The 12,114-nt window shown below is 30.7% G+C and carries 13 protein-coding genes and 2 tRNA genes; all 15 read right to left on the bottom strand.

Annotated elements, in window-relative coordinates:
- The gene (nuoK, locus tag ABXT56_RS03685; RefSeq protein ID WP_415301381.1) at window positions 1-309 is read right to left on the bottom strand and encodes an NADH-quinone oxidoreductase subunit NuoK; all 309 of its coding nucleotides are present in this window, start codon (window positions 307-309) and stop codon (window positions 1-3) included.
- Window positions 305-937, bottom strand: a complete 633-nt coding sequence (locus ABXT56_RS03690) for an NADH-quinone oxidoreductase subunit J (protein ID WP_415299370.1) — start codon at window positions 935-937, stop codon at window positions 305-307. Before ABXT56_RS03690 ends, nuoK begins: the two co-directional genes overlap by 5 nt.
- A 5-nt stretch (window positions 938-942) precedes the next feature.
- Entirely contained in the window at window positions 943-1,428 is a 486-nt protein-coding gene (nuoI, locus tag ABXT56_RS03695) for an NADH-quinone oxidoreductase subunit NuoI (protein WP_415299372.1), read from the bottom strand.
- 2 nt (window positions 1,429-1,430) lie between these two features.
- A complete protein-coding gene (gene nuoH / locus ABXT56_RS03700) occupies window positions 1,431-2,429 on the bottom strand; it encodes an NADH-quinone oxidoreductase subunit NuoH (protein WP_415299374.1) in 999 nt (332 codons plus the stop codon).
- Between the two features lie 3 nt (window positions 2,430-2,432).
- Window positions 2,433-4,475, bottom strand: coding sequence for an NADH-quinone oxidoreductase subunit NuoG (nuoG, locus tag ABXT56_RS03705; RefSeq protein ID WP_415299376.1), 2,043 nt, complete (start codon window positions 4,473-4,475; stop codon window positions 2,433-2,435).
- On the bottom strand, window positions 4,468-5,799 hold the full coding sequence (nuoF, locus tag ABXT56_RS03710) for an NADH-quinone oxidoreductase subunit NuoF (protein WP_415299378.1): 1,332 nt from the start codon (window positions 5,797-5,799) through the stop codon (window positions 4,468-4,470). The genes nuoG and nuoF overlap by 8 nt, the downstream gene beginning before the upstream one ends.
- Entirely contained in the window at window positions 5,792-6,400 is a 609-nt protein-coding gene (gene nuoE, locus ABXT56_RS03715; RefSeq protein WP_415299380.1) for an NADH-quinone oxidoreductase subunit NuoE, read from the bottom strand. Before nuoE ends, nuoF begins: the two co-directional genes overlap by 8 nt.
- Entirely contained in the window at window positions 6,400-7,575 is a 1,176-nt protein-coding gene (locus ABXT56_RS03720; RefSeq protein ID WP_415299381.1) for an NADH-quinone oxidoreductase subunit D, read from the bottom strand. Before ABXT56_RS03720 ends, nuoE begins: the two co-directional genes overlap by 1 nt.
- A complete protein-coding gene (locus ABXT56_RS03725) occupies window positions 7,559-8,167 on the bottom strand; it encodes an NADH-quinone oxidoreductase subunit C (protein WP_415299383.1) in 609 nt (202 codons plus the stop codon). Before ABXT56_RS03725 ends, ABXT56_RS03720 begins: the two co-directional genes overlap by 17 nt.
- 5 nt (window positions 8,168-8,172) lie before the next feature.
- A complete protein-coding gene (locus ABXT56_RS03730) occupies window positions 8,173-8,694 on the bottom strand; it encodes a NuoB/complex I 20 kDa subunit family protein (protein ID WP_415299385.1) in 522 nt (173 codons plus the stop codon).
- A gap of 10 nt (window positions 8,695-8,704) precedes the next feature.
- A complete protein-coding gene (locus tag ABXT56_RS03735) occupies window positions 8,705-9,073 on the bottom strand; it encodes an NADH-quinone oxidoreductase subunit A (RefSeq protein ID WP_415299387.1) in 369 nt (122 codons plus the stop codon).
- Window positions 9,074-9,157: 84 nt separating this feature from the next.
- Window positions 9,158-9,234 (bottom strand) — tRNA-Asp (locus ABXT56_RS03740).
- 13 nt (window positions 9,235-9,247) lie between these two features.
- Window positions 9,248-9,323 (bottom strand) — tRNA-Val (locus tag ABXT56_RS03745).
- A 152-nt stretch (window positions 9,324-9,475) separates the two neighbouring features.
- Window positions 9,476-11,599, bottom strand: coding sequence for a B12-binding domain-containing radical SAM protein (locus ABXT56_RS03750; protein WP_415299388.1), 2,124 nt, complete (start codon window positions 11,597-11,599; stop codon window positions 9,476-9,478).
- Window positions 11,596-12,087 carry a DUF6580 family putative transport protein gene (locus tag ABXT56_RS03755; protein WP_415299389.1) on the bottom strand — a complete coding sequence of 164 codons (492 nt, stop codon included), beginning with the start codon at window positions 12,085-12,087 and terminating at the stop codon, window positions 11,596-11,598. The genes ABXT56_RS03750 and ABXT56_RS03755 overlap by 4 nt, the downstream gene beginning before the upstream one ends.
- Window positions 12,088-12,114 lie beyond the last annotated feature (27 nt).

Consider the following 12,114-nt stretch of genomic DNA (forward strand, 5'->3'; position numbering starts at 1 on the left):
TTAGCCCTTCAAACTATTGATTTCTTCAACTCTAATTGTTGACGAGTTTCGGTAATAAACTACTATTATTGCAAGCCCAATTGCAGCTTCTGCAGCAGCTACAGTTAATATAAAGAGTGTAAAAATTTGTCCAGTTATATCATTTAAGAAAATTGAGAAAGCTACCAAATTAATATTAACTGCTAAAAGAATAAGCTCAATACTCATTAATATTACAATGATATTTTTTCTATTTAAGAATATACCAACAATACCAATCGTGAATATTATTGCTCCTAGGGTAAGATAATGACCTAAACCTATGTTAATCATCAGATTTAATTCCCCTATTGCTCTCAACATCAATCATTTCAACTCCATCAGATCTTTCTCTGGATATTTGCCTAAAATAACTCTGTCTCTTAACACCTGATCTTTTTCTAAAAGTAAGAACAATAGCACCCACCATTGCTACTAATAAGATCATTCCACTTAATTGAAAAATATGGATATAGTCAGTATATATGACAAATCCAATAGCATGAGTGTTACTAATACTACTGTCTATATTTAGCGACATAGCCGAAACAAGATCTGGCTTATATTTCCATCCACCAATAACAATTATTAACTCAAAAAATATAATTACACTTATAATCAAACCAACAGGAATGTGTTTTGAACTCTCCCTAGCACTAAACCATTGATTTTTTTGTTGAGCTACATTTAACATCATTACAACAAATAAAAATAAAACTGCAACAGCACCAACATAAACAATTAACATAATCATTCCTAGAAATTCAGCACCTATCATTATAAATAGACATGAGATGCTAATAAAATCTAAAATTAAAAAAAAAACAGAATGAACAGTATTTTTAGAAACAGTAACCATTATTGCAGAAACAATTGCTACAAATGAAAAGATATAAAAAAAAATTGCATGTGCTAACATAATAATTATCTATAAGGTTTATCTGCTTTAATATTGGCAGCTAAAATATTTTCCCATCTATCACCATTATCTAAAAGTTTTTCTTTATTATAATATAACTCTTCTCTAGTTTCTGTTGAAAATTCAAAATTTGGTCCTTGAACAATTGCATCAACGGGACATGACTCTTCACAGAGTCCACAATAAATACACTTCATCATATCAATATCATATCTTGTAGTTTTTCTACTTCCATCAGCTCTTTCAGAAGATTCAATGGTAATTGCTTGTGCTGGACATACAGCTTCACATAACTTGCAAGCTATACATCTTTCTTCACCGTCAGGGTATCTTCTTAAAGCATGTTCTCCTCTAAAACGAGGACTAATTTTTCCTTTTTCAAAAGGATAATTAATTGTTTTTTTGGATTTAAAAAGTTCTTTTAGAGCAATTGAAAGACCTCCTAAAAAATCTAACATAAAAATTGTTTTAAATATTCTAGAAATTTTCATAATTAATTAATTGGTAATAGATTAAAATAAAATAAATAACTTGCCGTAAAAACAACCCATAAAAGTGATAAAGGTAAGAAAATTTTCCAACCTAATCTCATTAACTGATCGTATCTATATCTTGGAACAGTGGCCTTTACCAATGCAAAGAGCACAAAAAGAAATAAAATCTTAAATATTAACCAAATAGGTCCTGGAATTAAAGCGAATGGGTAAATTTCAATTGGAGATAACCACCCTCCTAAAAAAAGAATTGATCCCATGGCACACATTAATAAAATATTTGCATATTCACCTAACCAAAACATAGCGTACATCATTCCAGAATATTCTGTTTGATATCCAGCTACAAGTTCAGCTTCGGCTTCAGGTAGATCAAAAGGTGGTCTATTAGTTTCTGCTAAAGCTGAAATAAAAAAAATCACAAACATAGGAAATAATGGAATTACAAACCATAGATTTTTTTGAGCCATGACTATGTCGCTCAAGTTAAGAGAGCCAACACATAGTAAAACATTAATTATAATAACACCTATTGAAACCTCATACGATACCATTTGTGCAGCAGATCGAATTGCGCCTAAAAAAGGATACTTTGAATTTGAGGCCCAGCCACCCATAATAATTCCATAAACACCTAAAGATGAAACCGCAAATAAGTAAAGAATACCAACATTAATGTCGGCTAACACTTGTGTTGCACTAAAAGGAATAACAGCCCAAGATATCAATGCCAAAGTCATGGTAACAATTGGTGCTAAAATGAATATTACTTTATTTGAACTAGATGGAATAATGACCTCTTTAAAAATATATTTTAAAGCATCAGCTAAAGATTGCAGTAAACCAAATGGACCTACAACATTAGGACCTTGTCTTTTTTGGACAAAAGCCCAGATACGACGATCTAACCAAACTATCATAGCAACAGAAACAAGAACTGGAACTAATAAAAATAAAATTTTATATATTTCGGAAAAAATTAAACTTAAATATTCCATCTATTAACCTTCAGTACCAGTTGGTTTTAAATTTATTTTAGAGTTTTTACATTCAAACATTGTTTTGGATGCTCGTGCTACAACATTTGAATAATAATAATCATCATTAGAAATTTTTAAAATTTCTTTATCAAAATCTAAATTTTTAATTTCTGTCGATTTAGTTGAAATATCTTTTTCAAGTAATAAATTTATCTGATTAAGCAAACTACTATCAAGCTCATCTTTATCATTGAATAATTTTCTATGATTCATTGCTTCAGCTAATTCATTTATTATTATCCAATCTTCTTTTGCATCTTCAGGTGGGTAAGAGGCCTTATAAGCTTTTTGTAATTTACCTTCTAAATTAGTAAAATAACCATTTTGCTCAGTATACGCTGCACCTGGGAGTATAATATCTGCCATTTCTGCACCCTTGTCACCATGGGTACCTTGATAAATTATGAATTCATTTTTTTTTTCAAATTTAAGATTGTCTACACCTAATAAATAAACAATTTCAAACTTATTATCTTCTAAATCTTTTAAAATTTCATTTGAACCATCTTCTGTTTTGTATAATCCTAAGTCAAAACTACCAACTGTAGAGGCGTTATCTGAAATTGTATTTAAAGAATTCCACTCATTAGATGTCTTATGATTATTTTTTAAAAAAGACTTAATGGACTCAAAAATATATTTTGCAGATTTATTTTTTAAAATAGACTGACCAAAAATAATTAAAGGTTTTTTAGCATTTTTAATTAAGCTTGATACCTCATGATTGTTTTCAGTGATTTTTTTAATATTTTCAATATCACCATCCAAAAAATCATATGGGTAAGTAAGGTCACCAACATCATTTAAAGAAATTATTTTTGTCTTATTTTGCAAATAAGCTTTTCTAATTCGTGCATTTAAAATAGTTGCTTCGTATCTAGGATTACTACCTATAAGAAAAATAAAATCTGCCTCTTCAATTCCATTGATTTTTGAATTAAATAAATAATTTTCTCTTTTTTCTGGATTTAAGTAAATATGATCATTCCTTGATTCAACATTATATGAGCCAAGTGTTTTGTTAAAAAACTCTTTAAATAGATAAAGTGTTTCCATATTAGCTAGATCACCAGTTATTCCACATATCTTTTCTTTGTTGGTGTTTTTAAACTTTGACTTAATTATATTAAAGACTTCATTCCACGATGCTTTTTCAAACTTACCATTATATTTTATATAGGGTGTATCTAAACGTTGATTTAATAAACCATCACAGGCATATCTTGTTTTATCTGAAATCCATTCCTCGTTAATATCTTCATTAATTCTTGGTAATATTCTTTTTACTTCCCAGCCATATGTATCAACTCTTATATTGGAACCAATAGCATCCATTACATCAATAGACTCAGTTTTTTTTAATTCCCATGGTCTAGCTTCAAATACATACGGTTTTGACGTTAAAGCACCAACGGGACATAAATCTACAACATTGGCAGAAAGTTCTGATTGCATAGACTGCTCAAGGTATGTTGTAATTTGCATATCCTCACCTCTACCAATTGCACCAATCTCAGGCACACCAGCAACCTCTGTAGCAAACCTAACACATCTAGTACAATGTATGCATCTAGTCATTTGAGTTTTTATTAAAGGTCCCATATTTTTCTCTGAGACATCTCTTTTATTTTCTTTGTATCTAGACTTATCAACTCCATAAAACATTGATTGATCTTGTAAGTCACATTCACCCCCTTGGTCACAAACAGGGCAATCTAATGGATGATTGGCAAGTAAAAATTCCATAACACCTTTTCTTGCTTTTTCAACAAACTGTGTATTTGTTTTAATATTCATTCCTTCTGCAGCAGGCATTGCACATGATGCTATTGGTTTAGAAGATTTTTCTATTTCAACTAAACACATTCTACAATTACCAGCAATTGATAATTTTTCATGATAACAAAATCTTGGAATTTCAACTCCAGCTTTTTCACAAGCTTGTAATACTGTAAGACCCTCTTCAACCTCTACATCTATTTCATTAACTTTTAACTTAAGCATTTTTTTTATCCAATAAGTGTTGATCTACTAAATAAGGAATATCTTTTAACTTTTTTATTGTTGGGTTAAGGTTGTTTCTATTTTCAATTTCTTTTTTAAAGTGTCTTAACAATCCTTGCACAGGCCATGAAGAACCTTCACCAAATGCGCAGATTGTATGTCCTGCAATTTGTGTTGTAACATCCCCTAACATATCAACTTCATCTCTTGATGCTTCACCTTTTGCCATTCTTTCAAGCATTCTCCACATCCAGCCAGAACCTTCTCTACAAGGTGTGCATTGTCCACAGCTTTCATGTTTATAAAATCTAGCTATTCTTGCCATACATTTAATTATGTCTTGATCTTTATTAATAACAACAATGCCTGCTGTTCCTAATCCACTTTTTTCTGCTACTAATGAATCAAAATCCATTGTTAAAGTTTCACATGTTTTTTGTGGTATTAAAGGCATTGATGAACCTCCTGGTATTACAGCTTGTAAATTCTCCCATCCACCAACAACACCACCAGCATGCACCTCAATTAATTCTTTAAGAGATATACTCATTTCCTCTTCTACATTGCAAGGGTTGTTAACGTTTCCAGAAATACAGAAAATTTTTGTTCCAGTATTTTTTGCTTTACCTAATGATGCGAACCATTTTCCACCTCTTCTTAAAATAGTTGGAACAACTGCTATAGTTTCAACATTATTAATTATAGTTGGACATCCATAAAGACCAATTAACGCTGGGAATGGTGGTTTTAATCTAGGTTGACCTTTTTTACCTTCTATACTTTCAAGTAAAGCTGTTTCTTCACCACATATATATGCGCCAGCGCCATAATGAATATAAATATCTAAATCCCAACCACTATCTGAAGCATTTTTTCCTATTAATTTTTTTTCATAAGCTTCATCAATTGCAGCCTGAAGTTTTTCACCGTCTATAAAATATTCTCCTCTTATGTAAATATAACAGACGTGTGCTTGGACAGCATATGCAGCAATTAAACAACCTTCAATTAATTTATGGGGTTCAAATCTTAATATATCTCTGTCTTTACAGGTGCCTGGTTCTGACTCATCTCCATTTATAACTAAATAATGAGGTCTTGAACCAAGCTCTTTAGGAGCAAAAGACCATTTTAAACCAGTTGGAAATCCAGCTCCCCCTCTACCTCTGAGTTCTGAGGCTTTAACTTCATTTATTATCCAATCCCTGCCTTTACTCATTAAATCTTTGGTATTTATCCAATCGCCTCTTTTTTTTGAAGACTCAACATCTGATCCCTTATCATTATATAAATTCTGAAATATTCTATCTTCGTCTTTAAGCATTTTTTAAATCCATTAGTGTTTTTCTTGTATTTTCAGGTTCATTGTTTACACGACCTCTATAAGATCCTGGTTTAGGTGTTTCACCACTTAGTATTTTATCCAAAATTTTTAATGTTTTTTCTTCATCTAAGTCCTCATAATAATTATCATTAATTTGCATCATAGGGGCATTAACACAAGCACCCAAACATTCAACTTCCATCCAAGAACAACTCTGATCTTTTGACAGTTCATTTTCATTTTCAGATATCTTTTCTTTACAAGCTTTAACTAGTTTATAAGCACCTCTAATCATGCATGGTGTAGTTGTGCAGACTTGAATAAAATGGTTACCAACAGGAGCTAAATTATACATGGTGTAAAAAGTTGCAACTTCGTAAACTTTTATGTACGGCATGTCTAAAAATTTACCAATATACTTCATGGCTGATAATGGAATCCAATTATTATTTTGTTTTTGTGCTATATAAAGTAAAGCCATTACTGCACTCTGTTGTTTATCTTTAGGATATTTTTCAACTATAGTTTTGGCGGCTGTTAGTGAATCAGGATTGAACTCAAAGTTCTCAGGTTGTTCTTTTGAAGGTCTTCTTAAACTCATTATCTATCCACCTCTCCAAATACAATGTCTAATGAGCCTAATACAGCAGGCACATCAGCAAGCATATGACCTTTGATTAAGTAATCCATTGAAGCTAAGTGAGAAAACCCAGGAGCTCTAATTTTACATTTATAAGGTTTGCTAGAACCATCTGAGATTAAGTATACACCAAACTCACCTTTTGGTGCTTCTACAGCGGTATAAATTTCATCTTTATCTACACGATAACCTTCTGTAAATAATTTAAAATGATGAATTAAAGCCTCCATAGATTGTTTAATATCATTTTTTGGCGGAGGGCTTATTTTTCCATCTAATGATTTAATTGAACCTTTGGTCATTTTTGCTAAACATTGTTTAATTATAGAAACACTCTCTCTCATTTCTTCAATTCGACATAAATATCTATCATAACAGTCTCCATTTTTTCCAACAGGAACTTTAAATTCTAATTGATCATAACATTCATACGGTTGTGATTTCCTTAAATCCCAAGGGACACCTGATCCTCTAATCATAACACCACTAAAAGAGTAATCTAAAGCATCTTCTTTTGTTACAATTCCAATATCAACATTTCTTTGTTTAAATATTCGATTATCTGTAAGAAGTGTTTCAAGATCATCAATTATTTTAGGAAAAGATTCACAAAATTTACCAATATCATCTTCTAAACCAGTGGGAAGATCTTGATGTACCCCACCTGCTCGAAAATAATTAGCATGAAGTCTTGAACCAGAAGCTCTTTCATAAAAAGTCATTAATGTTTCTCTTTCCTCAAAACCCCAAAGTGAAGGTGTTAAAGCACCAACATCTAAAGCCTGTGTGGTAACATTTAATATATGGCTTAATATTCTGCCAATTTCACAAAACATAACTCTTATGAACTGGGCTCTTGTAGGAACTTCAATTTTTAGTATTTTTTCTATAGCTAGGGCAAATGCATGTTCTTGATTCATTGGAGCAACATAATCAAGTCTGTCAAAATAAGGTACGGCTTGCATATATGTTTTATTTTCGATAAGTTTTTCAGTACCTCGATGTAATAAACCGATATGGGGGTCTGCTTTTTCTACAACTTCCCCATCTAATTCTAAAATTAATCTTAACACCCCATGAGCAGCAGGGTGTTGAGGTCCAAAATTAAGATTTAATGTTTTAATTTTTTTTGTCATTTTTATTGTCAGTTTGATCTTTTATATATTTTGTTCCTTCCCAAGGGCTTTCGTAATCAAAGTTTCTGTAATTTTGTTCTAATTTTACTGGCTCATTAATAACTTTTTTTTGATCTTCGCTATACCTAACTTCAGTATGTCCAGTTAATGGAAAATCCTTTCTTAAAGGGTGACCTTCAAAACCATAATCTGTGAGTATTCTTCTTAAATCAGGATGATCTTTAAACTTCACACCGTACATATCAAAAACTTCACGTTCCATCCAATTTGCAGCAGGGTATAAAGGTGTTAACGATGAAATAACTTCATTTTCATTAATCAAATAATTTAATATTATACGCTGATTAAACTCGTGACTTAAAAATAAATACACAACTTTAAACCGTTGGGTATTTTCAGGGTAATCAACTACAGTGATATCAATTAATTGCCTAAATTTTGTATTTTCATTACTTTTAATAAATAAAGTAACATCTATCAAGTCTTCACTGTCAATATTTATATAAAGTTGGTCGTGCTTAATTTCAGTTTTTTTAATCTTTGTTGTGAGTTCAGAATTAATTTTTTTTTCAAGATCAATTAAGTTAATCATAATAATTATCTATTAAAAGACCCTTTGTTTCTAATTTTTTTTTGGAGTTGCATAATACCATAAAGTAAAGCTTCAGCAGAGGGTGGACAACCAGGCACATAAATATCTACAGGTACTATCTTATCACATCCTCGGACCACAGAATAAGAGTAGTGGTAGTAACCTCCGCCATTAGCACAACTTCCCATTGATATTACATATCTAGGTTCAGGCATTTGATCATAAACTTTTCTTAAAGCCGGAGCCATTTTATTTGTTAAAGTTCCAGCGACAATCATAACATCAGATTGTCTTGGTGAACCACGAGGAGCTGCTCCAAACCTCTCTAAATCATACCTTGGCATTGCAGTTTGCATCATCTCCACTGCACAACAAGCTAAACCAAAGGTCATCCAATGAAGTGAGCCTGCTCTAGACCAGTTAATGAGATTATCAAGTGAAGTTGTTATAAAACCGTTTTTACTAAAATCTTCTGAAAGTTTTTTAAATTCCTCTGGTATTTTTTTATTTTTTTCTTCTAAGTTCATAATTAAAATACTATTCCCAATCTAATGCACCTTTTTTCCATTCATAAATAAAACCAATTGTTAGAATAAATAAAAAAACCATCATAGAAGAAAAACCTAATAGACCAATATTTCCTAGAGAAATAGCCCAGGGAAAAAGGAAAGCTATCTCCAAATCAAAAATTATAAAAAGTATAGCTACTAAATAAAACCTAACATCGAATTCTATTCTTGAGTCTTCAAAAGGTTCAAATCCACATTCATAAGCTGATAGTTTTTCAGGATCAGGATGTTTTGGTGAAAGTAATAAATTCAGAACAACAAAAGAACAACTCAAAACAAGTGCTATAATTAAAAATAAAATGATCGGCAGATAATCTTTTAAAAATTCTGAAAGCATAAAATCTATATAGCAGTTTTTATATCTTCTTGTAGTGCTCTTACGTCACAATTTGACATATATTAACATAAAAATAGGAAAAAGTGGCGGGAGTGAAGGGACTCGAACCCTCGACCTATCGCGTGACAGGCGATCGCTCTAACCAACTGAGCTACACCCCCACTTTTATTGTTTTGGTGGGCAGTAAAGGACTCGAACCTTTGACCCCCTCGGTGTAAACGAGATGCTCTACCAACTGAGCTAACCGCCCATAACCAAAATCATTGTGTTTTATATCTTTTGGGTTAATAACGTCAAGACTTATTGCTAGTTAAAAATGGCTAAATTCAAAATTTTAAACAAAGAAAAATGATAGCCTGCTATATGAAGTTTGAAAGCCTTATTTCAAACCAAAGATTTATATTAGTTAATTTTAGTATAATTTTTTTCGAAAACATCAAAACTTCTAGCTGCTTGTTGCATTAAGTATCTACCAAGTGCTATTGAGGGAGTTGAATTTGAGGTAGTCATTGCATCTATCTCTCTTTTAACAATTTTTAATTTATCTACATTTGGAGAAAACGCATATTCACAATTTTTTACAAAATCATTTATTGGTTGATTTTTTTCATTAAGCCAAGAATTCAAATCAAAATCAAACTTAATATTTTGTTTTGCATCGTCATTTAATCCTTCATCAAAGATGTCTTCAATCATATAGATATTTTTTAACCATTTTTCTGAAGAATCTAATATTTTATCAAAGCCTTGGGTAATTTTAATATCAAGTTTATTTCTAATGACATAAAAAATTGCAGATATCACATCATTTATATTTAATAACGCTAATGCAGAATATTTACCTAACAAATTGTCACCAATATCTCCATCCATTAGTTTTTGGTAGTTTTCTTCCTTTGAATAAAAATCTATTGCTGCTTGTTTAGTTTCAAATAATTCTTCATGAGATTCTATACAAAAATTATCAAAAATATCTTTAAATTTTCCATTATAATCTTTATCTTTAATGAGCTCACTTACTTTTTTTGATACTTCATACCAACTGATATTTAGTTCTTTTGTTATTTTATAAATAGGTAAAAAAGTTTGTGTTGATAATACTCTTAAAACAAAACTATAATTTCTACATTCCAAATAGTCTTCAAAATTCATTGTATTAGTTTCAATACAAGCCTGCTCAATTTCAAAAACTTTATTGTCATTATACGTACCAAATTGTTTTGGTAAAATTCTCCACTTACCTTTCATTTTATATTTCTCTATAGCTGCATCTCTTCCTAATTCAGCACCAACAAGCACCATTAAAGTGTGGGTTGCTGGTTGAATATGATGGTCCATTAAAAACTTTATCCCTTCAAAATAAGTTTCTTTTGTTTCCCCAGGTAATGGAATTATCATTTCAGAATTAGCAGGTTTTCCTCTTTTTTGGATTTCTCTCACATAATCTATATATTCTTCAGTTGTCCAATTTTTCCTTTTTATATCTGAAAGAGTTAGAGCATTCATAGATTGCATTGACAGACCAACTTGTACTCTATTTTTTAAAATATCATTAATTTTAAGTAAATTTTCTCTATTACTTTTTGGTGTTAAGCATTCTATATATTGTGGCCAATCATATTTATTCATAACTTCGAGTACATAATTTGATAGCTCTACATCTTTTTCAAAAAGGCCCCAATTAGAATCAAAAATAGCAACATTTTTTGATCCATTTTCATGTTTAGACATTTTTTCACCTACATACCAAAACTCTTCCATCAATCTTTCAGAACTAAAAGCAGTAATTTTTGAAGAGTCTAAGCCCTGATCACAAAATGTGCACATGAAAGGACATCCTCTCGCTGTTTCAAAAGCAGGAATACAACTGCCATCTAAAAATTTATCTAACAAACCAGTTGTGTATGGAGATAAAATTATATCTCTTCCCTTAGATTTTACAGAACCTTCTGAGCCAATTCTTAACATATACTTACCGACTAATAATTTCTTTTTATCTAAAGAAATACTGGCGCATCCATTAATTGGTTCATCATTTTTATTAAGATTTTCAACAGAAAAACCTGCCTCTATAAAGCGCTGTATAATTTCTAAAACAACAACCTCACCATCACTCCATGCAAAATAGTCTACACTAGGTCTCTTTAGAAGATAGTCATAACATTTATCATAAGTCTGGTCTGCATTTGTGTTCACTATATTTCTTTGGCCTGTTCCAGCTGGAAACTCTGGACCACCCAATATACACAAAGTATTAGGATCAATTTTCTTTGCTTCTATGCAAATAATATTTGAAATTTCTGCATTCCAAATATAATTCGAGCAAGCCACAACATCAGGTTTCCAATTTTTTAATAAATCAAAAATTTCATCAGGATCAATTGAAAGAATAAGTTCCATATCGACGTCTTTAACTTCTTCTTTAATATAAGATCCAATATATCCAATTCCTATCGGAACATAATTTGAATGAGATCCTATAGTCGAGTGTCTTGCATCACAAAGTAAAACTTTTAATTTCTTCATTTAATATTAGATTTAAATACTCTTACTGTTGAATAACTGCAAGCAACTTCTATAATAATTGAAAATATTATAGTAGAAATTACAGTATAATGAAAAAATGGGATTGCCATTACATAGCATGTTAATAAGCCTTCAATAGAATAGCCATAAACACCTTGTATCCATACTCCAAAATTAGATATAATAAAAAATAGTAGTGATCCAATCAAAGGACCAGATATTCTCATTAAAATACTTTTTTTAAAGAATTTTGCAATCAAACCAATAATCATAACACTTCCCCAAGTAAAAAATGTTATAGAGTGAAATCCAATAATTAAATCTGTTAATAAAAATGAGAAAATAATTGCAGCTATATATTTTCTTCCAAATATTAAGGGTATATAAAAACTTAAAGCAATCAAACTTGTAAAATTTGGTGGATGAGGAATAAATCTACTAGCAGCTAGGGCTAAAAATATTCCAAGTGAAATTTTTAAATAATTCATTATTAGTTATTTTATCTGGCAAGATGA

The sequence above is a fragment of the Candidatus Pelagibacter sp. Uisw_134_02 genome (assembly GCF_047720265.1).
Classification (GTDB): Bacteria; Pseudomonadota; Alphaproteobacteria; order Pelagibacterales; family Pelagibacteraceae; genus Pelagibacter.